Origin of the sequence: Synechocystis sp. PCC 7509, from assembly GCF_000332075.2 — a bacterium.
Taxonomy (GTDB): Bacteria; Cyanobacteriota; Cyanobacteriia; order Cyanobacteriales; family Chroococcidiopsidaceae; genus Aliterella.
In genome coordinates, this window is the sequence record NZ_ALVU02000001.1 from 3,184,782 (window position 1) to 3,209,861 (window position 25,080).

The 25,080-nt window shown below is 43.7% G+C and carries 20 protein-coding genes, 2 tRNA genes, 3 rRNA genes and 4 pseudogenes; 10 read left to right on the forward strand and 19 right to left on the reverse strand.

Going from position 1 to position 25,080, the window contains the following annotated elements:
• Positions 1–75: 75 nt before the first annotated feature.
• The 8 genes from SYN7509_RS0215950 to SYN7509_RS0215985 form a co-directional block, all read right to left on the reverse strand.
• Positions 76–1,860, reverse strand: coding sequence for an iron uptake porin (locus tag SYN7509_RS0215950; protein ID WP_009631850.1), 1,785 nt, complete (start codon positions 1,858–1,860; stop codon positions 76–78).
• Between the two features lie 142 nt (positions 1,861–2,002).
• Positions 2,003–2,590 carry a Crp/Fnr family transcriptional regulator gene (locus SYN7509_RS0215955; protein ID WP_009631851.1) on the reverse strand — a complete coding sequence of 196 codons (588 nt, stop codon included), beginning with the start codon at positions 2,588–2,590 and terminating at the stop codon, positions 2,003–2,005.
• Positions 2,591–2,840: 250 nt separating this feature from the next.
• The gene (phoU, locus tag SYN7509_RS0215960; protein ID WP_009631852.1) at positions 2,841–3,509 is read right to left on the reverse strand and encodes a phosphate signaling complex protein PhoU; all 669 of its coding nucleotides are present in this window, start codon (positions 3,507–3,509) and stop codon (positions 2,841–2,843) included.
• A gap of 50 nt (positions 3,510–3,559) precedes the next feature.
• A complete protein-coding gene (locus tag SYN7509_RS0215965; RefSeq protein ID WP_009631853.1) occupies positions 3,560–4,855 on the reverse strand; it encodes a PAS domain-containing sensor histidine kinase in 1,296 nt (431 codons plus the stop codon).
• Positions 4,856–4,928: 73 nt separating this feature from the next.
• Positions 4,929–5,681: a winged helix-turn-helix domain-containing protein gene (locus tag SYN7509_RS0215970; RefSeq protein ID WP_009631854.1), complete on the reverse strand. Its 753-nt coding sequence runs from the start codon at positions 5,679–5,681 to the stop codon at positions 4,929–4,931.
• A gap of 358 nt (positions 5,682–6,039) precedes the next feature.
• A complete protein-coding gene (gene hisA / locus SYN7509_RS0215975; protein WP_009631855.1) occupies positions 6,040–6,813 on the reverse strand; it encodes a 1-(5-phosphoribosyl)-5-[(5-phosphoribosylamino)methylideneamino]imidazole-4-carboxamide isomerase in 774 nt (257 codons plus the stop codon).
• Between the two features lie 3 nt (positions 6,814–6,816).
• Positions 6,817–8,172, reverse strand: a complete 1,356-nt coding sequence (aroA, locus tag SYN7509_RS0215980) for a 3-phosphoshikimate 1-carboxyvinyltransferase (RefSeq protein ID WP_009631856.1) — start codon at positions 8,170–8,172, stop codon at positions 6,817–6,819.
• Positions 8,173–8,232: 60 nt separating this feature from the next.
• Positions 8,233–8,871, reverse strand: coding sequence for a TIGR04282 family arsenosugar biosynthesis glycosyltransferase (locus tag SYN7509_RS0215985; protein WP_009631857.1), 639 nt, complete (start codon positions 8,869–8,871; stop codon positions 8,233–8,235).
• Positions 8,872–8,990: 119 nt separating this feature from the next.
• On the opposite strand from SYN7509_RS0215985, the gene pgl reads away from it, so the two are divergent.
• The 3 genes from pgl (at position 8,991) to SYN7509_RS26135 (ending at position 10,997) form a co-directional block, all read left to right on the forward strand.
• The gene (pgl, locus tag SYN7509_RS0215990) at positions 8,991–9,722 is read left to right on the forward strand and encodes a 6-phosphogluconolactonase (protein ID WP_009631858.1); all 732 of its coding nucleotides are present in this window, start codon (positions 8,991–8,993) and stop codon (positions 9,720–9,722) included.
• 131 nt (positions 9,723–9,853) lie between these two features.
• A complete protein-coding gene (locus tag SYN7509_RS0215995) occupies positions 9,854–10,627 on the forward strand; it encodes an FHA domain-containing protein (RefSeq protein ID WP_009631859.1) in 774 nt (257 codons plus the stop codon).
• A 64-nt stretch (positions 10,628–10,691) separates the two neighbouring features.
• Positions 10,692–10,997, forward strand: a complete 306-nt coding sequence (locus SYN7509_RS26135; RefSeq protein ID WP_227501507.1) for an FHA domain-containing protein — start codon at positions 10,692–10,694, stop codon at positions 10,995–10,997.
• Here SYN7509_RS26135 and SYN7509_RS28640 read toward each other — a convergent pair.
• Positions 10,984–11,880, reverse strand: a pseudogene (locus SYN7509_RS28640) (IS5 family transposase). The gene SYN7509_RS26135 and the pseudogene SYN7509_RS28640 overlap by 14 nt on opposite strands.
• 81 nt (positions 11,881–11,961) lie before the next feature.
• On the opposite strand from SYN7509_RS28640, the gene SYN7509_RS26145 reads away from it, so the two are divergent.
• The 4 genes from SYN7509_RS26145 to SYN7509_RS28650 all read left to right on the forward strand — a co-directional run bounded on the left by SYN7509_RS26145 (position 11,962) and on the right by SYN7509_RS28650 (position 14,108).
• Complete coding sequence (locus tag SYN7509_RS26145) at positions 11,962–12,378, forward strand: ISL3 family transposase (protein WP_028954368.1); 417 nt, start codon at positions 11,962–11,964, stop codon at positions 12,376–12,378.
• A gap of 130 nt (positions 12,379–12,508) precedes the next feature.
• Positions 12,509–13,060, forward strand: a complete 552-nt coding sequence (locus SYN7509_RS28645) for a helix-turn-helix domain-containing protein (RefSeq protein WP_009629864.1) — start codon at positions 12,509–12,511, stop codon at positions 13,058–13,060.
• Positions 13,005–13,718: a transposase gene (locus tag SYN7509_RS26150; RefSeq protein ID WP_009629863.1), complete on the forward strand. Its 714-nt coding sequence runs from the start codon at positions 13,005–13,007 to the stop codon at positions 13,716–13,718. Before SYN7509_RS28645 ends, SYN7509_RS26150 begins: the two co-directional genes overlap by 56 nt.
• A gap of 120 nt (positions 13,719–13,838) precedes the next feature.
• Positions 13,839–14,108, forward strand: a complete 270-nt coding sequence (locus SYN7509_RS28650; protein WP_009631340.1) for a hypothetical protein — start codon at positions 13,839–13,841, stop codon at positions 14,106–14,108.
• On the opposite strand, the pseudogene SYN7509_RS26155 reads toward SYN7509_RS28650, so the two are convergent.
• The 4 genes and pseudogenes from SYN7509_RS26155 to SYN7509_RS31925 form a co-directional block, all read right to left on the reverse strand.
• Positions 14,105–14,503: pseudogene (locus SYN7509_RS26155) on the reverse strand (transposase); the annotation flags it as partial. The gene SYN7509_RS28650 and the pseudogene SYN7509_RS26155 overlap by 4 nt on opposite strands.
• A 173-nt stretch (positions 14,504–14,676) precedes the next feature.
• Positions 14,677–14,763 (reverse strand): annotated as a pseudogene (locus tag SYN7509_RS31785) (hypothetical protein); the annotation flags it as partial.
• 60 nt (positions 14,764–14,823) lie between these two features.
• Positions 14,824–15,177, reverse strand: a complete 354-nt coding sequence (locus tag SYN7509_RS0216030) for a helix-turn-helix domain-containing protein (protein ID WP_009631412.1) — start codon at positions 15,175–15,177, stop codon at positions 14,824–14,826.
• Between the two features lie 71 nt (positions 15,178–15,248).
• Positions 15,249–16,076: pseudogene (locus SYN7509_RS31925) on the reverse strand (IS982 family transposase); the annotation flags it as partial.
• A 24-nt stretch (positions 16,077–16,100) separates the two neighbouring features.
• Between SYN7509_RS31925 and SYN7509_RS0216040 the strand changes: the two are divergent.
• Positions 16,101–16,379, forward strand: a complete 279-nt coding sequence (locus SYN7509_RS0216040; RefSeq protein WP_028954237.1) for a hypothetical protein — start codon at positions 16,101–16,103, stop codon at positions 16,377–16,379.
• Between the two features lie 108 nt (positions 16,380–16,487).
• On the opposite strand, the gene rrf is transcribed toward SYN7509_RS0216040, so the two are convergent.
• The 5 genes from rrf to SYN7509_RS0216065 all read right to left on the reverse strand — a co-directional run bounded on the left by rrf (position 16,488) and on the right by SYN7509_RS0216065 (position 21,517).
• Positions 16,488–16,605 (reverse strand): 5S ribosomal RNA (gene rrf / locus SYN7509_RS0216045).
• A 73-nt stretch (positions 16,606–16,678) separates the two neighbouring features.
• Positions 16,679–19,569: ribosomal RNA gene (locus SYN7509_RS0216050) — 23S ribosomal RNA — on the reverse strand.
• A 162-nt stretch (positions 19,570–19,731) separates the two neighbouring features.
• A tRNA-Ala gene (locus SYN7509_RS0216055) sits at positions 19,732–19,804 on the reverse strand.
• 43 nt (positions 19,805–19,847) lie between these two features.
• Positions 19,848–19,921 (reverse strand) — tRNA-Ile (locus tag SYN7509_RS0216060).
• Between the two features lie 106 nt (positions 19,922–20,027).
• A 16S ribosomal RNA gene (locus SYN7509_RS0216065) occupies positions 20,028–21,517 on the reverse strand.
• The 16S, 23S and 5S rRNA genes sit together here with 2 tRNA genes alongside, the layout of an rRNA operon.
• A gap of 309 nt (positions 21,518–21,826) precedes the next feature.
• On the opposite strand from SYN7509_RS0216065, the gene nadC reads away from it, so the two are divergent.
• Together nadC and argS are read left to right on the forward strand one after the other, a co-directional pair.
• Entirely contained in the window at positions 21,827–22,693 is an 867-nt protein-coding gene (gene nadC, locus SYN7509_RS0216070) for a carboxylating nicotinate-nucleotide diphosphorylase (protein ID WP_009630890.1), read from the forward strand.
• 116 nt (positions 22,694–22,809) lie between these two features.
• Positions 22,810–24,564, forward strand: a complete 1,755-nt coding sequence (argS, locus tag SYN7509_RS0216075; RefSeq protein ID WP_009630891.1) for an arginine--tRNA ligase — start codon at positions 22,810–22,812, stop codon at positions 24,562–24,564.
• On the opposite strand, the gene def is transcribed toward argS, so the two are convergent.
• Positions 24,550–25,077: a peptide deformylase gene (gene def, locus SYN7509_RS0216080; protein WP_009630892.1), complete on the reverse strand. Its 528-nt coding sequence runs from the start codon at positions 25,075–25,077 to the stop codon at positions 24,550–24,552. The two genes, argS and def, sit on opposite strands and share 15 nt — an antisense overlap.
• Positions 25,078–25,080 lie beyond the last annotated feature (3 nt).

Consider the following 25,080-nt stretch of genomic DNA (forward strand, 5'->3'; position numbering starts at 1 on the left):
GCTTGCTAGTTTAGTGCAAAAACTCGCTCTAGCTTCATTAGCTAGAGCGAGTTTTTCATTAATTATTCACTGTGTCTAGAACGTGAATGTAGTACGCAAAGTTCCTACATAAATTGTATCGTTGGTATCATTGTGTTCTGGGTTAAGAATCACTAATAAGCCTGGGGTAACAGCGATGTTGTCGTTGAGTTGCAAACGGTAAAGCGCTTCAATGTGGTAGGAGGTGTCTGGATCTTCACCACCGCCGCCAAAACCACCGTTGTTAGCTACGGTTAAATCGTTGTCGGTAACTTTTGGTGGTTGACCAAAGATTAATCCAAGTTGGCTACCTTCGGGTCCAACGTCTTGAATAGCTAAAGAAACTGCGTAGTTAAAGGAAGTTGCGCTGAGATCGCCACCACGGAACTTGTCTTCAGCGTCTGTAAGACCAGCCCAACCAGAGATTGTAAACTTGTCACTAGCACGGAAACTTGCTTCTACACCGTAGTGATTAGCTGCTGTAGGTACGTTACCAAAAGGTCGGTTGGCAAGAGTGCTACCTGTACCACCTAATAAACTTACTGTGTCAGCACCGCCAACACCCCCTGGACCATTACCTTTTTCGTAAGTACGAGCGTAGGTCAAACCAATGTTGATGGCTTCACTAGGTCTAAAAGCAATTTGACCTAATGCAGCAAAAGAACCGTCAAATAATCCAGTTCCTTCGGATGGGTCATTAGCATTATTTGCTATATAACCTACAGATGCACCAATTGGGCCGTTGGGATTGAAGTTGAGGGTTAATCCCGCGCCACTACCTACTCGATAAATGGGGTTAAAGCGTCCAAAGTAAGATATTGCACCGCGTCCACTGCTTTCAAAAGCTGGGTTGAAGGTATAGACGTTGTCGTTAAATTCAACGTTGGAGAAGTCAACTTGCGCTTGGAATCTTTCACCAATGGGGAAACGATAGAAAAAGTCGTCTAATTCAAACTGGTTATCAGTATTGGTTTCAAACCCTAAGCGAGTCATAGGAGTACCCGTATCGAAGCTGTTGAAGTTTGCAGCTTGTAAACGAGTTCTCAGTAAGTCTCTGCCAGTGAAACTGGTGTTGAAGTTCAAACGAGCGCGAGCGCCAAGAGTAGTGTTTGTATTCGTATCTAGGTCGTCGCCACCAACTGATTGATCGCCAAAAGCATCAGAAATAGCTGCTACAACTTCTCCTGTTAGTTTGGTTGTGGTCGAGAACTGGTTAGCTTCTAGTTCCGCCGTCCGAACTTCAAGAGCATCTACACGACCTCGTAAAGTAGCAAGTTCAGCCGAGAATTCTTCCTGCAAACGCTGCAAGGTGGCGAGGTCTTCGCGTCTTACTAGGTCTGCTGTGGCGGTGGCAATTAGTTCGTTAACGCGGTCTAAACAAGCGTTCAAACCTGCGGCAAATTCGTAACGAGTTAAAGCGCGATTACCTCGGTAAGTGCCGTCAGGATAACCAGCGATACAACCGTAACGTTCAACTAAAGACTGTAATGCTTGAAATGCCCAGTCGGTAGGTTGTACGTCCGATAGCTGAGAAACTGATGTTACTTGAGCTAGATTGTCGTTAGCTGGAGCGTTTTGGCTCACAACTATTGGTGCTGATTTGACAATTTCTTGAGTTGCTGGAGCTACGGGGGCAACTTCTGTAGTCGCTGCGGGAACATTTGCTGCTACTATTTGACTTTCAGTAGGTTGAATCTGTAGTGTTTCGTTTGTAGCTACTGTTGGACTTGGCGCTAGGTCTGCGGCTGATACTTCCGCAGCTTGGGCGCGACTGGCTACAAGTAGAGTAGCTCCTAATAAAACTGGGCTTAGTTTAAGCGCGTTCCAAAAAACTTTCGACATATATTCCTCTCACTCACACCTTAAAATACTTGTAGAAATTGCTTTATTGATTGCAGGTTTGCTACTACGTTCGATCCTCAATCTCGATTATACAAAGCTTTTGCTTAAATGTGTCAACATAAAGTTACACTTTTTTAAGTCTTCATCTAAACTTTAGTTTTTGGTTATTTCCTAAAGGAATGATTAGCTGTCGTTGGTGACGTATTAGTAGGTTTTCCTCCTCAAATTGCTGTAACATTCTTGTCACTGACACTCGTGTTGTATTAATAACTTCAGCTATTTCTTGATGAGTTATTGCGATATCAATTAATTGTCCTCGATCGACCTGACGACCAAATTTTTGACTTAGCCAGTTTAAAAATTGCCACAATCTTAGCGATACGGGTTTGCGATGAACAATGCTTAATAGTTCCTCAGTTTGTTGAATATGGGAAAGCATCGCTTCTAGGGCTTCATCCCAAAGCTTCAAGGGGAGAAGACTTGTTTCTACACTTGTTAAACATTCTATTTGATAAGGATTAACCCGTGATAGGGAATGACCGACGACATCTCCTTTTCCCCAATATCCGAGAGTAATTAATGTACCTTGTTCGCTCCAAGTATAAGTCCGTACTGCTCCCCGATCGATTTTCCATAAAATGTCTTGACGTGGTGGAATTATTTCGCGGCGGCTAAATATCCGCTGCGTCAGCATGGTGGGTAAGGTGGGATTTAAAGCTGAAATTGCCATAGGTTAAAACCGCTATTGATACATCTACCTTAATGATTGAGTATTTGTAGAATTTAACTCACATCAAATAATGTAGAAACTTTAAATTAAGAGGCTGGGCGATCGCGCAATTGATGGCTAATTCAATACTTTCAATCGTTATTGGTTTGGCGGTGCTGCCTAGCAATAGAAAATTATGCAGGTCAATGGTTAGCTAAATTTTAAAGTAGTAAGTTTAAGAGCAGGTAAGGCTTTGTTAAAGGTTTTTGGTTTAGCCTCTTTGTCCAGTAACTATGTAAGCGACTCTTTGACCTATATTAGTAGCATGATCTGCCATTCGCTCTAGATGGCGAATAATTAATACCAACAATAAAATTGGCTCGACAACTCCCTTGATATCGCGTTCGTTGGCTAAGGTTTGATAAAGGGTTTTGTAGGCAGTATCAACTGTATCATCTAAACGTTTGACCGATTGCCCCGCCGTAACATCTAAATCCGCTAAAGCGACTAAACTTGTAGCTAACATTGCTTGGGCGTGATGAGACATCGTTTCAATTTGGGGGACGCAGCGATGAGCAGGGTAAGGAAACATTTTCAAAGCAATTTCGCCTAAATCTTCGGCATAATCACCAATTCGCTCTAAATCTCTAACTAGCTGCATAAAAGCACTTATTAGTCTCAAATCTTGAGCTACAGGCCCTTCTAAGGTGATTAATGCGGCACATTCCAACTCAATTTGACGATAGAAGTGATCGATTTTTTTATCAAGTAAAGGAAGTTGTTCAGCAGCAATTAGATCGCGAGCAAACAAGGCTTGGTGACTCAAGCGAAAAGAGTTTTCAACCAAAGCACCCATACGGAGAATATCGCGTTCTAAACGCCGAATGCGGCGCTGAAAGTGGGGTCGTTCAAAATTGCGATCGGAAACGGCATTATTCACTGTTGGCTTTTGGTTGCAATCAGTTACAGAACTCTTTGTTTAATATAGTTCTAGTTACTCAAGTTCGGGATAATTTTGGGTAATTCTACTTGTAGCCAAGCGCCACCCGTATCAGGATGGTTTTTAGCTTTAATTGTACCGCCGTGAGCTAGAACAATTTGTTGGGCGATCGCTAAACCTAATCCACTACCATTAATTATCGGTAAAGATGTATTGTTTTCGACAGAATGCCGATTTCTATCTGCTTCGCAGCGATACAGGCGATCAAAAACGTAAGGTAAATCTTCTATTGGGAAGCCTTTACCGCTATCTATTACATTAATTTGTACTTGCTTGGGAGCCGTTTTAGTCGGTAGCAAATTAATAATTACGTGGATAGTAGCTTCTGCTGGGCTGTACTTAATACTATTGTGAAGTAGATTTAAAAATACTTGAGTCAGCCGCGATTTATCAGCTTTTATCCATAGGGGAGCGCTTTGGGAGTAGTCAAGCTGAAGATGGCGCTCTTGAGCGATGGGTTCGAGATTTTGCCAAACTGAGTAAATCAGACTTTGTAATTCTACAGGTTGGAGATTTAATTTTTTGTGAGGTTCTAGCTCTAAATGACTGATTTCTAGCCAATTTTGGACTAAATTAATTAAGCGGTCAACTTCTGGGAGCAAGCGATCAATTAAGCGCCGCCAAGGTAAGTCTATTTGCTGCTGTAAAGTCTCTATTACTAAGCGAATGGAAGTTAGAGGGGTTTTTAATTCGTGTGCTAAATCAGAAACTAGGCGATCGCGCGTTTGGATGATTTCTACGATCGGCTGCTGATTTTCTATAAATACTCCTACTTGTTCTTGAGGTAAAAGTAAACTAGAGGCTCGCAGGCTGATTTTTTGTAGATGGCTGATGGCGGCTGCATCAGAGCAATCTGGGTGGTGCAACCATTCTTGGATTTGTGGCGCTCCGCGATCGCGGGTTTGCTCAATTAGCCGATCTAATTCGTAGGATCTCACCAATTCTAAAAGCAAACGTAGTTGTCCAGGCTTCCATTTTTGCAATCCAAGCAATTGTCTAGCTTTTGGGTTGCACCACAATAGTTGATTTTCGTCATCTACTTGCAAATATCCAATGGGTGCGGATTCTAGCAAAGTTTCCCAAGTTTGTAGCTGGGAAAGCAATTGTTGTTGACGCTGATTTTGTAGGGCAATTTCGCGACGCAAGCGGGGAATTAATGGCAGCGAAACTTCTGACACTTCCGTGCCAAAAGTTTCAAGCAAATGTTGCAACTTGCGCTTAAATCGAATTTGTTGCCAAACCCAAAATCCAACGGCGACGGCTAATCCAAGCAAAAATGAAACCACAGGCAATATTTAAGCTTTTAGATATCAGCTTAACGATTTTTATAGTCTTTGGGTTGGTTTATAACTTTTACCTTCAACCGAAACGATAGCCAAATCCTCGCACCGTAATAACGTACTCTGGATGACTTGGATCTACTTCTAATTTTTCCCGCAGCCAACGAATATGAACATCTACAGTTTTGCTGTCGCCAACAAAATCTCCTCCCCATACTCGATCTAGCAATTGTTCGCGCGACCAGACTCGGCGCGGATAGTTCATAAATAATTCTAAAAGGCGAAATTCCTTTGGCGAAAGACTGGCTTCTTGAGCGCGTACCATTACCCGGCATTCTTGAGGATAAAGAGCAATTTCTTTAAACTGCAATACAGGTAATGGAGGTAAACCGCCTAAACGCTGGCGGCGCAGCAAAGCACGACAACGAGCGATTAATTCCCGCATACTAAAGGGCTTAGTAAGATAATCGTCAGCGCCGACTTCTAAGCCCAAAACGCGATCGATTTCACTACCTTTAGCACTAAGCATAAGAATAGGTACGGGATTTCCTTGATGGCGCAGTAAGCGGCAAATATCCATTCCATTTACTTGCGGCAACATTATATCCAAAATTACTAAGTCAAAGGGAAGTTCGCCAAAGTTCGGTTCGGTATTTTGCAGCAATAATAAAGCTGTACGTCCATCCGTCGCGATGGACGTTGCATAACCCTCGCCTTCCAAGCCCAAAACGACCATTTCCCTAATTAGTTCTTCATCTTCTACTACTAAAACGCGGCTCATTTGTCCAATATCTGCCCTAGGAGGACTTTTTGTTAGTTCGCGGGTAATCATGAATGAAAAACTATTTATTTGCCTTTGCACTGTTTTTATTATCTGCTCTGAGGGAACATATAACTTTTTTCTTCCCTTGTCAGCAACTAATATCTTTGAAATTTGACAATTGCTTGTTGCTATGTTTAAAAGTTAGTAGTATATTTGTTCTGTATTTAAGTATGCGCACTCTAGCGGTAATATTTCCGTAATCTCACGTACAAAAGCTACGATAGAGGCAAATTAGGGTGTAGTGAAGATTATGTATGTCTGGATATTTTTACCAGGAAAATGGCAATGCGGTAATATCTCCCCTAGCCCCTTAAAAAGGGGGAAATATGTTTTACTTGCGCTTTTTTGAAGGGGGCATCTCTAGTTATTATGCCCAGGCTGAGGACTCTAAATCGGGCGGGATATCTTGCCAGCGTCCTTGTCCAACAGCTTGAATTGCCTGTTTGAGAGAGATATCGCCAGTATATAAAGCGCGTCCGACGATCGCACCGCTTACTCCTTGGGGTTCTAGCGCTAGTAAGCTGAGAAGGTCGGTAATGGAACTTACGCCACCAGAAGCAATAATTGGGATAGATAGGGCGGCGGCTAGTTCGCGCAATGCTGCTAAGTTTGGCCCTTGTAACGTACCATCGCGATGAATATCTGTGTAAATAATCGTCGCTGCGCCTAATTCTTGCATTTGCTGGGCTAAATCGGTGGCTAAAACTTCGGAATTTTCTAGCCAACCACGAGTTGCAACTTTGCCGTTACGCGCATCTATACCCACAACAATTTGATTTGGAAATGATTGGCATAAGTCGGCGACAAGTTTTGGTTGTTCTACTGCAACAGTGCCTAAAATTACTCGATGTACGCCTAAGTTTAATAATTGCTCCACGCTGGAAAAGTCACGTAATCCGCCGCCTATTTGAACTTTTACGGGTACGGTTTGGACAATTTGAGAAATCGCCTGATGGTTGACTACTTTACCCGCTTTCGCGCCATCTAAGTCTACAATATGCAGGATTGTAGCGCCTTGTTCTGCCCATTCTATTGCCACTTCTACGGGATTATCGTTAAAAACTTGAGACTGAGCATAATCGCCCTGATACAGCCTCACACACGCACCATTTAGTAAATCAATTGCTGGAATTACGTCCATTTTTCAGTTAGTTCCGCAAACTTGTTTGAGAGTAGCAACAAAAGTAGGATAAGAAATCGCCGCCGCTTCCGCGCCGTGAATAGTAGTTTTGCCTTGAGCATTAAGCGCCGCGACAGCTAAACTCATAGTAATACGATGATCGCTATAGCTTTCAACTTCTGCCCCGGTTAAAGGAGTACCGCCAGTAATTTCCATTCCATCGGTTAATTCGCTAATTTTTGCCCCCATTTTATTTAACTGATTTGCCATCACAGTAATGCGATCGCTTTCTTTAACCCTTAATTCCTCCGCATCCTTAATTATTGTCGTTCCCGATGCAAAAACGGCAGCTACGGCGAGAACAGGAATTTCATCAATTAATCGGGGAATCAAGTCACCAGAAATTGTACAGCCATGTAACGCCCTTGCACGCACTCGTAAATCGGCGACAGGTTCTCCAGCTACTACGCGCTGATTTTCTAGCGTTATATCTGCGCCCATCATTGCTAAAGCTTCTATTACCCCGGTGCGGGTGGGATTAACGCCGACATTCTCAATAAGTATTTCTGAACCGGGAACAATCGAGCCTGCTACTAGCCAAAAAGCCGCCGAACTTATATCCCCAGGAACAATTACCGTTTGTCCGTGTAAGGTAGCTCCACCTGTTATCGTTACGCTTTTACTATCGGGGTCGGTGGTAAGTTGCGCCCCAAATGCTTTTAACATTCGTTCGCTGTGATCTCGCGATACCGAAGGTTCAGTTATGGTGGTTTTTCCCTCGGTCATTAATCCTGCTAAAAGAAGGCAAGACTTAACTTGAGCCGAAGCAATAGGGGATTGATAGTGAATAGGTTTTAGGGTTTGTCCAAGGACTGCTAAAGGTGCTAAAGCTGCGCCCGCACGTCCCCAAATATGAGCGCCCATTTGCTGCAAGGGCTTGACTACACGAGACATGGGACGCGATCGCAAGGAACTATCCCCTGTAACCGTAAATAGCCGCCCTGGGTGCGACGCTAGTAGCCCTAGCATTAATCTTAAAGTTGTACCAGAATTTCCCGCATTTAAAATATCTACTGGCTCTTTGAGTTGTCCTAAGCCGATGCCTTTAACCCTCACCAATTGGGTATTTAAGTCGGAAATTTCTGCACCCATAGCTCGGAAGCATTCGGCGGTACTGCGGGGATCTTCCCCTAAAAGCAAGCCTTGAATTTGGGTTTCACCTTGAGAAATCGCCCCTAACATTAACGCGCGGTGAGAGATGGATTTATCACCGGGAACTTCAATTTGACCTTGTAAAGCTATTCCCGAAGTGGGCGGTTGAATAATTAGATCGTCTGTAAGCTGCGTAGTAGTTTCGACCGTAACCAAGGTTGCCGACATGAAGATAACTAGGGTGTGACTGAGCGGTTCTATCGTACCGTAGAAAACCCGCCAAGGAAGTTAACATTCTTTCTGTGTTTGTTCCCAAATAGGCAAATCTTCCGGTCTATCTACGTCTGCTAAAGGGGGTAAGTAAGAAATTATTAAATTAAGCTTGTGGGCAATAGCTACCGTTTGGGCTAATACGCGATCGCTTCCCCAACTAATACCTGTAAATAACTCTGGGATAAATTTACTTAAAGCAATTAAATAATAACCCCCGTCTATTGCCGAACCTAGCACCAAATCGCTACCAAGATCCAATTGTTGAAAGGCTTGGGCGATCAACTGCGGCGTTAATCCAGGGCAATCGCTACCAATAATTACCACCGATTCTATTTGATTTTGAAAGGCTGACAATAGGGAATAAGCCATTTTTTGACCCAAATCCCCCTCTCCTTGGGCTAGACAATCAATATCATCTCCTAGCCATTGTTGCATCAATTGTTTGTCGCCACTGGCAAAACGCACTTCGATTGAAACAGGACAAAACTCTTGCAATAGTTGGGCTTGCGCTAGAGTATGTTCAGTCATTTGACGTTGGAGATTTGCCGCGCCTATTTCTCCCAATGCTCCAATCATGCGAGTTTTAGTTTTTCCTGGCTCTGGATAGCGAGTAAAAATGATTAAGCGTTTTTTAATGATTTTGGATAACTGCAAAGTATTGATAAATTTGAAATTTTTGCTATTGTAACTACGAGTAAACTAATAAAAATTGCCACTTAAAAATGTGGTAACTTCGGTAGGTCTTGCTAAATGATAAAAGTGACGAGCAAGAAATGGAAAAAATAGTTGAAGTTTTACCAAGCTTGGAATTGCTAATTGAGCGCAGTTTAGCAATTATTCTCGATCGCATTAGTGATTCTATTGCCGAGCGGGGATTTTGTGCGATCGCCCTAGCAGGTGGAAGTACGCCTAAACCCCTCTACGAAGCGATTTCTAAGCAATCGCTACCTTGGAACAAAATTCACGTTTTTTGGGGCGATGAACGCTACGTAGCACCAGAGCATCCAGACAGCAATCAATTGATGGCAAGGAAAGCTTGGCTAAATAAAGTCCCGATCCCTGCTACCAATATCCACCCCATGCCCACAAAGGAAAGCGATCCTCATGTAGCCGCAAGCATCTACGAGCAAGAATTGCTAGGTTTTTTTCAACTTACTCCCGGAGAACTACCAGTATTTGACGTGATTTTGCTAGGAATTGGCGATGATGGACATACAGCATCATTATTTCCTCATACCGATGCTTTGAAAGTGAGCGATCGCGCTGTTACTGTAGGTAGTAAAGACGGACAACCGCGAATTACCTTCACGTATACATTAATTAATCAAGCTCGTTGCGTGATGTTTTTAGTTGCTGGATCTAGCAAAAAAGCGGCACTAGCACAAATTTTTGCACCGATAGCCGACAACTATACTTATCCCAGTAGATTTATTCAACCCCAAGGTAAGCTATGGTGGCTGCTCGACGGGTCCGCAGGTCAAGAAGTCCCCTCAAAGAGCGCATAATAAAATAATTATTGCTATTTATTTACTTTTAGTTGGTAAATTGTCAGGCTAAAACTTAAATGGGGTAGTAATACTTGTTTTTCTCCCCGACTGCGCTTGAAAAAAGTTGTTCTTTTCTTCCTATCCCATTTATGATCGTCTGCCCTAACTGCAATCACTCCAACCCTGAAGGCGCACAATCGTGCGAAGCTTGCTATACACCTCTCCCAACTATGACAAATTGTCCTAATTGCGCCGCAGAAGTTCAATCGGATGCGACATTTTGTGGTCAGTGTGGTTCTAACTTAACTACCTCATCAATGGCAACAGAAGTAGAACCAAGCATTGCTACAGATATTTCCTCACCTATGCCCGATTTGATGGCTTTAGAGCCACTCCTACAACCAGAGCCTTTGGTAACTAATAATGAAACTGAAGCCATGCCTGTAGTAACAACAGAGGTGTCTAAACCACCAGTAATGACTTCTCCAGAGCCACCATCAGCGCCACCACCAATAGAACCTATAGCTCCACCTTTTGCCGCACCCGAAGCAATGCCAATGGAGGCTAAACTAAGTTCTACAACACAATTACAGCAACAAAAAGCGCGGATGCTGCATATTCAAACCGATACATTAATTGAATTGCCGCCAAATTTATCAGTAGTACACATTGGCAAGCAAAATGATCGCATTCCTCCCGATGTTGATGTTTCTGGCTTTCCCAATTCGGAAATTGTTTCACGGGTTCATGCCGATATTCGCGTAGAAGGAGATACTTATTACATTGAAGATGTAGGCAGCGCTAACGGTACTTACGTTAATAATCTGCCATTACCTCATGGTAATCGTCATCGCTTGCGTGCAGGCGATCGCATTGCCCTAGGCAAGGGAGATTTGGTAACTTTCTTATTTCAAATTTCTTAGTAACTTTTAAAATACTGGCAACGTGATTACATTAATGCTTTTGCATCCACAAAACTCAACTCCAATGCAAAGTTGGAAATTTAACGACAAATCTTTGATCCGGATTGGCAGAGCAACAGATAATGAAGTTGTGTTATACAGTTCTGTAGTTTCGCGCTTGCACGTTGAATTACGAGAAAGTAACGGAAATTGGGAAATTATTAATAAAGGTGCAAATGGTACTTATGTAGACGAGCAACGGATTTCTCAAGTACCAGTTGTAGACGGGGTAGTTATGCGGATTGCCCCTTCTGGTCCAAAGTTGCAAATTCGGTTTGGCGATGTGATGGTCAATAGACCTCTTGCAAAAGTTGCCTTTAAAGTTGATTGACATTTAAGTAAAGCTCATAATTATAAATAGAAGCTATTAAATTAAACCTTAATCCAAATCGTTTCCTTCTATTTCTATATCGCCCTTTTAAAATCCTAAGTCTTTTCAAATGTGCAAAAACATTTTCAATAATTATTCTCTGTTTCGCTAACTCTCTATTCTCTATTCTCTATTCTCTTTGCTACGGAAAACTTGCTTTTTCTTGGTTTCTGTCTTAGAAAGTTTTGTGGAAGGAAACCTTCCCCACAAACTTTCCGCTTTTTGGGTGTTTGACTGAAAGGATGATGCTTTTTAATTCCTTGATATCCCTTATCTGCTAGGCATTTAACCTCTTGATTGATTTTTACCTTACTTCTTTTATATAGTTTAAAATCATGTTCAGAACCCTTTCCATAAGTCGTACATAGGATTTGCCCATCCTTTTGACTGATACTTACTTGAGCTTTCAATGTATGGATTTTTTTCTTACCACTGTAATATTTTTTTTGTTTTTTTTAGGTCTTTCTATCGGAGTTTCCCTCACATCTATTACTACCGTTTCTAGCTGATAATCCTCTTGAATAATTAGTCTTTTTTTCCCTGGCAATCTTAGTTCCGGTGCTTGAATTAAAATATCTTCAATCTTTTTGACAATTCGATAAGCTGTAGATTCATTAATTCCCCACGTTGCTCCTAGATGAAAATAAGTTCTGTATTCTCTTAAGTATTCCAAAGTCATTAATACTTGGTCTTCTACTTTTAATTTTGGCGGTCTTCCTGTTATCTTGCGTGAGCAATATACTTTTTTAACTATTTCCACCATTTGATTAAATGTCTCATAATGCACTCCAGATAATCGTTTGAATTCTTCAGAAGTCAGCTTTTTTACTTGTTTATAAGTCATTATTGTCTCTATCTCATCTTTTTCTCCCAATTCTAACACCTACTTTTGCAAGAGGTCTATTCTACTCAAAGCCTAACCAAAGTGATTGACGAGCAGTCTCTGCCCTTGACGGCTCGTAGAGCCAGCTATCTGATTGTGAAGCGCGAGGAGAATCGAGTGCGCGAAGACACCAAACTGTTAGGGCAGCTAGTGGCACAGAACCCAGACCTAGCAATTGCAGTGGAGTTAGCACAGGAGTTCTTGCGACTGCTACGCCAGCGACAAGGTGAGGCGTTTGAGCCTTGGTTGACCAAGGCTCAAAAAAGTTCATTGCAGCCCTTTCAAGTATTTGCATCAGGTCTTTTTGATGACTTTGCGGCGGTTAAGGCAAGCATGATGTTAAGCGTGAGTAATGGTCCAGTGGAAGGATTGAATAACCGATTAAAAATGTTGAAACGGCAGATGTATGGACGCGCTGGATTAGCATTACTCACCAAACGTTTCATTCTGTCTCAGTAAGTCATATCTAAGATTCATCAGTTGCTCACATTATGACTAGTACAGGAGGGCAGAAATAACTAACCAGTAATATTGGTGGTGTAAAACACTGATAAACTTAATATCACAAATTATCGAGGGTAGATAAGCAGTGCCTCACCCTATAGCAAGGGCGATCGTACTATCAGAGAAACAAAGGCATCTGTTAGAGGCGATAATTCGTACTCACACAAATCCTTATCGATTGGTGCAAAGAGCGCAAGTGATATTGTACGCGGCTTCATCTCTAACGAATACAGAGATTTCATTGTTGGTAAGGTTAACAAGAAATCGTGTCAGGTTATGGCGAAATCGATTTAATGATGCAGTAGAAGAATTAAATCAAGCAGAGTCAGAGGATAGGAATGATCAAGGACTACGGAGAAAAATCCTTTTGGTTCTCATGGACGAACAGCGACGGGGTAGTCCAGGGAAATTCAGTATTGAAGAAATAGTCCAAATTGTTGCCCTTGCCTGTGAACTACCAGCAACGTCAGGACTGCCAGTGACGCACTGGACACCAACGGAACTCGCCCGCGAATCAGTAAAACGTGGCATAGTTACACAAATTTCGCCCCGCAGTGTGGGTCGTTTTTTAAAATCAAGTAATGTTGAAACCACATCTAACTCGTTACTGGCTGAATGCCAATCCTCAAAATCCTGAAACATTTAAACAACTTTCCGAGCAAATTTGCCAGCCATACCATCAGGCTCAAGAATTAAATAGCAATAACATACGTATCATAAGTACTGATGAGATGACGGGTATTCAGGCTCTGGAGAGAGCATATCCAACAGATACAATCAAACCCGGTAAAATCGAATTTCAAGAATTTGAGTATATTCGACATGGAACACTTTCTTTAATCGCATCATGGGACGTGGCATCTGGAGGGATATATCATTCTACGATTAGTCCTACACGCAACGAAAAGGATTTTAACGATCACATCGCTGCGACTATCGCTACCAAACCATCTGATGGATGGATTTTTGTCACCGACCAACTTAATACTCATAAGTCTTCGTCCTTAGTCCAACTTATCGTAACCAATTGTGGTATTGATATCGATTTGGGAATTAAGGGGAAGTCTGGGATAATACATTCAATGAAGTCTCCTGCAGCCTTTTTGACTGATATAACTCATCGTATCCACTTTGTTTATACTCCTCTTCATAGCTCGTGGCTTAATCAAATTGAGTGTTGGTTCAGTATCCTAGTACGTCGTTTGCTTCGGCGGGGTAATTTTACTTCAACGGGCGACCTCAAATCTTCAGGGGGCGACAAGCGCTCCAGAAACCATGCAGTAAGAAGCTTATAGCCTTGAAACTCTCTGGACAAATCGCCGAACTATTGACAACAGTCTCTGCACAAAGAAAAATAGTCAGGATTTATGGTAAAAATAAACGGTCTTCTCAATAAAGATAGACCGTAGTCAAAAATGTTGCCATCATTCTATCAAACTTTTCTCGAAAAATACTTGACTCCATCACAACAAATTACTCTGAAAATGTTGGTATGGTTACTCCAGAATCAAAAACAAGTAAAAATAGAAAGACTAGCTGCTACTCTCCCATTACCAATTCAACACAATAGTTGCCGACGACACTTACAACGATTTTTAACTCTGAAGGCAATAAGTGTAGTTTTAATCTGGTTTCCTCTCATCCAAGAAATACTTCATTGCCAAATTAAACCAGGTTCATACTAAGTTGCAGTCAGAGGTAGTACTTTAAGATGAGGAAAGTAAGTCATTGAACGTAGGCGCTCACAGTTAGAAGAAAGTTCAAACAACCCTTGGCACAGGACATCTTCTACTTGTTCAATTGATGAAAACACCTGATTATAGAAGTAGTTTTCTCGCACAGCCTCCCAGATATGTTCTACAGGCATTAACTCTGGACTATAGGCAGGTTGAAAAATTAACCGGATATTTTCTGGAATTGTTAAACAGCTAGAACGATGCCAAGAGGCTTTGTCTAATTGTAAAATCACAAAATAATCGCTAAACTCTTGAGCAACTTGCGCCAAAAATAAATTCATCATCTGAGTATTAGCGTAGGGTAAAATTAAGCAAGTCATTAAACCTAACTGGGGTGCAACGGCGGCATAAGCGTAAACCTATTGTCTAACTTGTTGCTTAGGTACAATTGGACGCATACCTTTTGGACACCAGCAAGCTCTGACTTCTCCTATACGCCCAAACCTACCCTCATCTCCCGCCATTAATACTATTGGTCTAGTATCAGATGGATTCCTGGTTTGATTTATTTGCCTAACTAAAGACGAGAAGTTTTTTTAAATTCATCAATGGCACTAGGGTCTTTTTTTGGATGAGAAGACCTTGGCACAATTTTGCGCCATTGATGCCTCTCTAATCAGCGATAAATTGTCGTCTTAGGTACTGGAAAACCACACTTAAGTTCCTAAGCAAGTTTAATTTGAATTGCGGTGGCTATTTGACCACGACGGGCTTTTTCTTTAAACCCATCTATTAGTTGTTTTTCCTCATCCCAACTTAAATAGCAATTACGTCTACCTCCTTTGCCTGGAGTAGATAATCCAATTTCTCCAGTGCGGTTATATTGCTGAATTACTTTTCTGACAAATCCTTGGGACACCCCACAATGACGCGCAATCTGAGCCGATAGTCTAGGGTCTGCTAGTGCATTGTAGATCACAAGCCATTTTTGTCTATCCCAATGAGAGGACGCTAACTTTATTTTTTGCTTGATTGTCTCCTTTTCTAAGTGAGAACAGGCTTTCGTTACTTGACCCACATATCCATTTCCCTTTTCCAAGTTTCTCTGTTTTACTACTCTACTACCTCTGATCGCAACTTAGTATCAAAGCAATTGACTGGCGAACGATGCCTTGAATGCTCTATCTGGGAAATATTCTTCAATTGGTCAATAATAGTTTCGATCACAGCACGTTTACGTAAAGCTCTCCGGGGGAATCTTCCCCCGGAAGACTTTACGTAATAGCAATCGATCAACCTGGGGCATCAAACGCTGCTTCATGTTGCGCTTGAGCTTAGTTATAAGTTGTACGCCAACACTGTCCAATAAATCTTTTGTAAGTTTTAGAGAAATGTAACCCTTGTCTGCAAACACTTTACCGAAAAGGTATTGTAGTAATCTAGGAACAGGTTTACGATCATCAATATTGCCTGGAGTCACCTGAAAGTTAAGCCGCCTTACCTTTGTCATTGACAACCAGATGGAGTTTAAAACCAAAAAACCAATCTACCGAAGTCTTACCACGAGCCGCTAGATTCTTAAATACTTTATGCTGACTGATACGCTTATTGTGACAGACCCGGAGGCTAGTGGAGTCCATGAAACTAATGCCACTACAAGAGCCAAAACGAGAACGTACATAGGCGCACAAGGGTATTAAAGTGCTAGGTATCCACTCTAAAAAACGGTTATAGCTCACAAGTCTGGGAAAATAAGCCTGCCAATCTTCTTGCACTTTTTCGCTCGTAATAGGTTTTAAAATTCCGGTAACAAGACTGATGAAAGCCAATCATAATCGTCATGATTTCGCTCAAACATAAAGTGCGCCTACGTTTGCGCCGTTGTAAATTGTGACCAAGCAATTGATTTTCCCACAATGGTTCAAAGATTTGGCAAAAATCATCGACGGAGCAGAATAGTTCTTCTAAACTGAGCATAAGGCAGCCAGGTGGATTGATTAGTTGGTACTTTCAGACTACCTGTTTTGCCCCTTTTTTGCTTTTTCCTTATCCCGAACTGACGTTAAATTAGATCCTCAATACATCAGTGCGTATATAGAGAGAGGATATATTCGCAATGACAAAGGAGAAAAAAAAGAAGCAATTACGGACTTACAAAAAGCAATAAGTCTTTTGTATAAAGAATATATGTTAAATGAAATCAGAGAGCTGAAAGCAGAGATCAAAAATATTCGGGATGAAATCAAAAATACTTCCTGGTGGCAGACACGAATATTTTAGTAAGCAGTCCTCGTATTTTAATCATTTAACATAAACAAATTTTAATCATTTAACATAAACAAAGCAGCCTCAATAAACTGAGGCTGCTTTGTTTATGTTAAATGATAGACCTGGCACTGAGCTATTGTCCCGTGGGGCAACCCCCAAAGTATCGTCGCCGCAGCAGCGTTTCACTTCCGAGTTCGGGATGGAGTCGGAGTGGTTCCACCGCGCCATAAGCACCAGGAAACTTGTTGAGTGTGTAATGGTCACAGCACCCTGAAGACTGCATAGAGAAGCAAATAGTTTTATTGATTTATTAGGTCAAGCCCTCGGTCTATTAGTACACTTCGGCTACATTCATTGCTGAACTTCCACCTTGCGCCTATTAACAGGTAATCTTCCTGTGACCTTACCTACTTATGTAGTGAGAGCACTCATCTTGAGGTGGGCTTCCCACTTAGATGCTTTCAGCGGTTATCCGCGCCGCACTTGGCTACCCAGCGTTTACCGTTGGCACGATAACTGGTACACCAGCGGTGCGTCCCTCCCGGTCCTCTCGTACTAAGGAGGGATCCTCTCAATGCTCTTACGCCTGCACCGGATATGGACCGAACTGTCTCACGACGTTCTGAACCCAGCTCACGTACCGCTTTAATGGGCGAACAGCCCAACCCTTGGGACGTACTTCCGCCCCAGGTTGCGATGAGCCGACATCGAGGTGCCAAACCTCCCCGTCGATGTGAACTCTTGGGGGAGATCAGCCTGTTATCCCTAGAGTAACTTTTATCCGTTGAGCGACGGCCCTTCCACTCAGTGCCGTCGGATCACTAAGGCCGACTTTCGTCCCTGCTTGAGTTGTAACTCTTGCAGTCAAGCTCCCTTTATGCCTTTACACTCTATGCACGGTTTCCAAGCGTGCTGAGGGAACCTTTGCGCGCCTCCGTTACCATTTAGGAGGCGACCGCCCCAGTCAAACTGCCCACCTGCAACGGTTCTTGTGCCGGCTAACGGCTCCAAGTTAGAATCCTAGCTGCGCCAGAGTGGTATCTCACCGTTGGCTCCATTACCCCCACAAGGGCAACTTCAACGCCTCCCACCTATCCTGCGCAAGCTCAGCCCGGATTCAGTTACAGGCTACAGTAAAGCTTCATAGGGTCTTTCTGTCCAGGTGCAGGCAGTCCGTATCTTCACAGACATTCCTATTTCGCCGAGTCTCTCTCTGAGACACCATCCAGATCGTTACGCCTTTCGTGCGGGTCGGAACTTACCCGACAAGGAATTTCGCTACCTTAGGACCGTTATAGTTACGGCCGCCGTTCACCGGGGCTTCAGTCGCCAGCTTTAAGCTTGCGCCCTGACCGACTTCCTTAACCTTCCGGCACTGGGCAGGCGTCAGCCCCCATACGTCGTCATTTGACTTAGCGGAGACCTGTGTTTTTGGTAAACAGTCGCCTGGATCTCTTCACTGCGACCCACGTCTTAGGTGGGCACCCCTTCTCCCGAAGTTACGGGGCCATTTTGCCGAGTTCCTTAGAGAGAGTTATCTCGCGCCCCTTGGTATTCTCAACCTCCCTACCTGTGTCGGTTTCGGGTACAGGTAATATGGACTTAACGTGCTTGGAGCTTTTCTTGGAAGCTTGACTGCTACCACTTCAGTGACGTATCACCTCGGACTCACGCCTTAGCTCAGAATGTTTTCTCCACTCCTCAACGCCTTGAACGCTTGCACCGGTAACCAACATCCGGCTGGCTCATGCCTTCTCCGTCCCTCTGCACAAATCCATATCAGTACGGGATTAATTACCCGTTGTCCATCGACTACGCCGTTTGGCCTCGCCTTAGGTCCTGACTAACCCTCCGCGGACGAACCTGCCGGAGGAACCCTTAGGGTTTCGGGGCATTGGATTCTCACCAATGTTTTCGCTACTCAAGCCGACATTCTCACTTCTGCTTCGTCCACACCTGCTTGCCGCTAGTGCTTCACCCAAAGCAGAACGCTCCCCTACCGATAGATTTAACCTATCCCACAGCTTCGGTATGTCACTTAGCCCCGTTCATTTTCGGCGCAGGAGCGCTTGACCAGTGAGCTATTACGCACTCTTTTAAGGATGGCTGCTTCTAGGCAAACCTCCTGGTTGTCTTTGCACTCCCACCTCCTTTATCACTTAGTGACAATTTGGGGACCTTAGCTGGTGGTCTGGGCTGTTTCCCTCTTGACGATGAAGCTTATCCCCCACCGTCTATCTGGTTGTGTGTGCATCTGGTATTCTGAGTTTGTCTCGATTTGGTACAGCTTTCGCCGCCCGCACCGAAACAGTGCTTTACCCCCAGACTATAATCACAACCGCTGCGCCTAAACACATTTCGGGGAGAACCAGCTAGCTCCGGGTTCGATTGGTATTTCACCCCTAACCACACCTCATCCGCTGATTTTTCAACATCAGTCGGTGCGGACCTCCACTTGGTGTTACCCAAGCTTCATCCTGGACATGGTTAGATCACCCGGGTTCGGGTCTATAACCAGTGACATCTATTTCGCCCTATTCAGACTCGCTTTCGCTTTGGCTTCAGCAATTCTTGCTTTAACCTGCCACTACTTATAACTCGCCGGCTCATTCTTCAACAGGCACGCGGTCAGACGTTAAATCGTCCTTCCACTGCTTGTAGGCTAATGGTTTCATGTTCTATTTCACTCCCCTTCCGGGGTTCTTTTCACCTTTCCCTCGCGGTACTGTTTCACTATCGGTCACGCAGTAGTATTTAGCCTTACGAGGTGGTCCTCGCTGATTCACACGGGATTTCTCGTGCCCCGTGCTACTCGGGATTAAGCTAGTATCTTTCCACTTTCGACTACAGGACTATCACCTTCTTTGGTGCAGTTTTTGGCTGCTTCGTCTAGCTTCCAGCTTCCATGTCGCTTTCCCACTACCCCAAAAATAAAAATTTCTGGTTTAGGCTCTTTCCTTTTCGCTCACCACTACTTGGGAAATCGATTTTTCTTTCTCTTCCTCTAGCTACTAAGATGTTTCAGTTCGCTAGGTTCGCTCATGCCTGTCTATATATTCAACAGGCTGTTTCTGGGTTGCCCCATTCGGATATCTCCGGCTCAATGCTTGCTTCCAGCTCCCCGGAGCTTTTCGTCGGTCGCCACGTCCTTCTTCGCCTCTGCGTGCCTAGGTATCCACCATTAGCCCTTTGTAGCTTGACCAGTTTTCTATTTGTCAGATACATTAGGTTTTACCCTTTTGGATCTGCCTGCTATTTGCTTTCTCTATGCAGTTTTCAAGGTTCTGACTGAGTTGAGACTCAGCATTCTAACTACTACTAATAGTCACGGTGCTGAATAAACTTTTGGTTGCTTGGCTTCAGGTGGAGGTTAGCGGACTCGAACCGCTGACATCCTGCTTGCAAAGCAGGCGCTCTACCAACTGAGCTAAACCCCCCAATGATTGGCTACAAGTTTTATGTCTTGTTGCTTTTTCAAGGTGGGCCATCCTGGACTCGAACCAGGGACCTCACCCTTATCAGGGGTGCGCTCTAACCACCTGAGCTAATAGCCCCCAAACCTTAATTATAATTGAAAAGACCCACTTTCTTCGCCACGACCTAGGTTGACCTCATCTAAACCTATTTTGATTTTCGGTGTCAATGGGTTTGGTCTCCCTTAAAGGAGGTGATCCAGCCACACCTTCCGGTACGGCTACCTTGTTACGACTTCACCCCAGTCACCAGCCCTGCCTTCGGCATCCCCCTCCTTACGGTTAGGGTAACGACTTCGGGCTAAGCCAGCTTCCATGGTGTGACGGGCGGTGTGTACAAGGCCCGGGAACGTATTCACCGCAGTAGTGCTGACCTGCGATTACTAGCGATTCCGCCTTCATGCAGGCGAGTTGCAGCCTGCAATCTGAACTGAGCCACGGTTTATGGGATTGGCTTGCATTCGCATGCTTGCTACCCTTTGTCCGTAGCATTGTAGTACGTGTGTAGCCCAGAACGTAAGGGGCATGCTGACTTGACGTCATCCCCACCTTCCTCCGGTTTGTCACCGGCAGTCTCTCTAGAGTGCCCAACTTAATGATGGCAACTAAAAACGAGGGTTGCGCTCGTTGCGGGACTTAACCCAACATCTCACGACACGAGCTGACGACAGCCATGCACCACCTGTGTTCGCGCTCCCTAAGGCACTCCTACCTTTCAGTAAGATTCGCGACATGTCAAGTCCTGGTAAGGTTCTTCGCGTTGCATCGAATTAAACCACATACTCCACCGCTTGTGCGGGCCCCCGTCAATTCCTTTGAGTTTCACGCTTGCGCGCGTACTCCCCAGGCGGGATACTTAACGCGTTAGCTACGGCACAGCTTGGGTCGATACAAGCTACACCTAGTATCCATCGTTTACGGCTAGGACTACTGGGGTATCTAATCCCATTCGCTCCCCTAGCTTTCGTCCCTCAGTGTCAGTTTTGGCCTAGCAGAGCGCTTTCGCCACCGGTGTTCTTCCCAATCTCTACGCATTTCACCGCTACACTGGGAATTCCCTCTGCCCCTACCATACTCTAGCTATTCAGTTTTCACGGCCTGTCTCTGGTTGAGCCAGAACCTTTAACCGCAAACTTGAATTGCCACCTGCGGACGCTTTACGCCCAATCATTCCGGATAACGCTTGCATCCTCCGTATTACCGCGGCTGCTGGCACGGAGTTAGCCGATGCTGATTCCTGAGGTACCGTCATTTTTTTCTTCCCTCAGAAAAGAGGTTTACAACCCAAGAGCCTTCTTCCCTCACGCGGTATTGCTCCGTCAGGCTTTCGCCCATTGCGGAAAATTCCCCACTGCTGCCTCCCGTAGGAGTCTGGGCCGTGTCTCAGTCCCAGTGTGGCTGATCGTCCTCTCAGACCAGCTACCGATCGTCGCCTTGGTAAGCTTTTACCCCACCAACTAGCTAATCAGACGCGAGCTCTTCTTCAGGCAATAAATCTTTCACCTTTCGGCACATTCGGTATTAGCAGTCGTTTCCAACTGTTGTCCCCAACCTGAAGCTAGATTCTCACGCGTTACTCACCCGTCCGCCACTAATGTCCGAAAACATCCGTTCGACTTGCATGTGTTAAGCATACCGCCAGCGTTCATCCTGAGCCAGGATCAAACTCTCCGTTTTGTTTAAAAAAGGAGGCTATTTGTTAGCTCTTTTTTGACTCACCCGAAGTGAGTCTCTTTTCTTATAGTTTTTCTGACGAAGACTATAGTGCTTTTTTTTGGCTTTTCAATTATAATTTTTTCATGGTTCGGCGTGCCTTCTGGTTCGCTCCGCTTTCGCTTCCCTCTCCAGCGCTTTATTAATCTATCAACTACATCGGTAGTTGTCAAGGGTTTTTATAAAAGAATTTTGGAGCTTTCATACAAGTCTTACGCAGCAAGGAATGTAGGCTAAAATTAGTTTGGATTTTTAGAAAAAAGTAGTTTAGTTGTGAGTAATGTTGCTGGTTTACCTCCTTGGATAGTTCTAGATCCTCTAATCCAAAGTTGGTTGATAGAAGATATTGGTAGGGGCGATCGCACCACTCAAGGTTTATTAGCAGGAAAAGCAAGCAGTATAAAAGCTGTGTGGGTGGCTAAAGCACCGGGAGTAGTTGCGGGTTTACCACTGGCGAGTAGAGTTTTTCAGCTTTTGGACACAAAAGTTAGTTTTGTAGCGATCGCGCGTGAAGGACAATGGTGTGAAGTGGGAGAGCAAATAGCAACAATTGAGGGGACGTTAGATAGCTTGCTTACGGGGGAAAGATTAGCTTTAAATTTGGCGATGCGGTTGAGTGGAATTACAACTTTGACGCGCGAGTATGCAAGGAAAATTGCAGATTTACCTGCTCGATTGGTGGATACTCGCAAAACTACGCCGGGTTTAAGAATTATGGAAAAGTATGCTTCACAGCTTGGAGGTGCGGTAAATCATCGGATGGGGTTAGATGATGCGGTGATGATTAAAGATAACCATATTGTGGTGGCTGGGGGAATTGGAGAAGCGATCACACTTATTCGTAGCAATATGCCTTATCCACTCACAATTGAGGTAGAAACGGAGAGTTTGGAGCAGGTAGAAGAAGCTTTACAGCACGGAGCAGATATTATTATGCTGGATAATATGCCGCCGGAGTTGATGATTTTGGCGGTGAAGGAAATCCGCGATCGCAATAGTAAAATCAAGATTGAGGCTTCGGGCAATATTACTTTAGACAATATTCGGGCTGTAGCTCTTACGGGTGTAGATTATATTTCTACCAGTGCGCTGATTACTCAGTCGAAGTGGTTGGATTTGAGTATGAGAATCCTTCGGTAGCAGATAGAGAAGTTATGTAAGAGCGGGAAAACCTTTGACTCGATCAGATGTTGTCTAGTAGTCGTGAGGATTAAAGTTAGAATATTCCTCACTTATTATTTTAAGTTTCTTATTTTATGAATGATACGGTAAAACAGCTAAAACTTAGCTTTGAGCAGGCTTTGAGTGCCGCTTTTGGCGATGAATATGCAAAAACAGATCCTTTGCTTGTTCCTGCAAGTAATCCGAAGTTTGGAGATTATCAGTCAAATGTTGCTCTGTCTTTGGCGAAACGGTTAGGACAGCAACCACGAAAGATTGCTGAACAGATAATTCAGAAGTTGAATGTTGTTGGTATTTGTGAAACTCCGCAGTTAGCTGGTGCTGGTTTTATAAATTTGACTTTGTTGCCAAGCTACTTGGAGACAGAACTTAAGAGCGCTTACACAGATTTAAGATTGGGAATTGTTAAGGCAAAAACGCCTAAGCGAGTAGTGGTTGATTTTTCTAGTCCTAATATTGCCAAGGAGATGCACGTTGGACATCTGCGCTCAACGATTATTGGCGATAGTATTGCTCGCGTTTTGGAGTTTCAAGGTCACAATGTATTGCGGTTAAATCATCTGGGGGATTGGGGTACTCAGTTTGGAATGTTGATTACCCAGTTGCGTGAGGCTGAATCAGTTAATGATTACGATTTATTAGATTTAGGTGAGTTGGTTGAGTTTTATCGGGAATCTAAAAAAAGATTTGATGATGATGCGGAATTTAGAGAGCGATCGCGTCAAGCAGTAGTAGCGCTACAATCCGGTGACGAAAAAGCAAAGATTGCGTGGAAATTTCTTTGTAATAAGTCTCGGATAGAATTTGAAATTATTTATGCGCTGCTAGATGTACATTTTGATGAAGAACGCGGCGAATCTTTCTACAATCCTTTTCTGGTGCAAGTTGTAGAAGATTTAGACAAAGCTGGCTTATTGGTGGAAAATCAGGGCGCTAAGTGTGTTTTTCTGGATGGATTTACTAATAGAGAAGGCGAACCATTACCTTTAATTGTGCAAAAATCCGATGGTGGGTATAACTATGCAACAACGGATTTAGCCGCAGTACGTTACCGAATTGAACAAGATAAAGCTAATCGGCTAATCTATGTGACGGATGCTGGGCAAGCAAACCATTTTGCTCAAGTTTTTCAGGTGGCTAGACGTGCGCTTTGGATTCCAGAAAGCATAGAAATCGATCATGTCCCTTTTGGCTTGGTACAGGGAGAAGATGGCAAAAAATTGAAGACGCGCTCTGGGGAAACGGTAAAACTAAAAGATTTGTTAGATGAAGCTATTGTCAGAGCGCGTGCAGATTTGGAAAATAGGTTAAAAGCGGAGGATCGTCAAGAAACTGAGGAGTTTGTTGCTAATGCAGCTTCGGTAATTGGGATTAGCTCGGTTAAGTATGCGGATTTGAGTCAAAATCGTACCAGCAATTATGTTTTTAGCTATGACAGAATGCTAGATCGACAAGGCAATACTGCGCCGTATATGTTGTACGCCTACGTGCGAACTCAAGGAATTAGCCGTAGAGGTGAAATTGATTTTGAGCAGCTAGGAAACAGTGTTGATATTTTGTTGCAGCATGAAACAGAGTTGATACTAGCAAAGCATTTGTTGCAGTTGGATGAGGTCGTTAATGCTGTAGAGCAAGATTTGTTTCCTAATCGTTTGTGCGAATACTTATTTCAACTCAGTCAAAAGTTTAATCAATTTTACGATAAAGTTCCAGTCTTAAACGCCGAAGAACCTTTGCGGACTTCTCGATTGGTACTATGTAACTTGACTGCTAGAACTTTAAAACTAGGATTATCTTTGTTGGGGATTCAGGTTTTAGACAGGATGTAGTTTTTGGTATTCTTGCTCGGTAATTAGGTCTTGGGTGCTTTGTAAGCGATCTACAAACACTATGCCATCAAGATGATCGAGTTCGTGCTGAAAAATTCGCGCTACAAAATCGGTTAATTCTTGCTTATGCAATTTCCCAGCGCGATCGCTATATTCAACTTCGATTGCTCTATATCTTGGCACTAATCCCCTAATTCCGGGAATACTCAAGCAACCTTCCCAACCCTTGACTAATTCGGAAGAATGCGCCAGAATTTGCGGGTTAATCATAGCGGTTGGCTGCATTTGAGGCGCGGTGGGATAGCGGGGATTAGGACGAGAAGCAACGATAAATAGGCGATCGTTTACAGCTACTTGCGGTGCTGCTATTCCGACTCCATTAGCGGCGATAACTGTTGTTAGCAGGTTATCAATTAGGTTTTGAATCTGGGGAGAATCAGTGTTATCAACATTTTGAGCTTGAGAGCGCAAAATAGGATGACCGAGTTGAATTACTTCTAAAATTTTTGACATAAA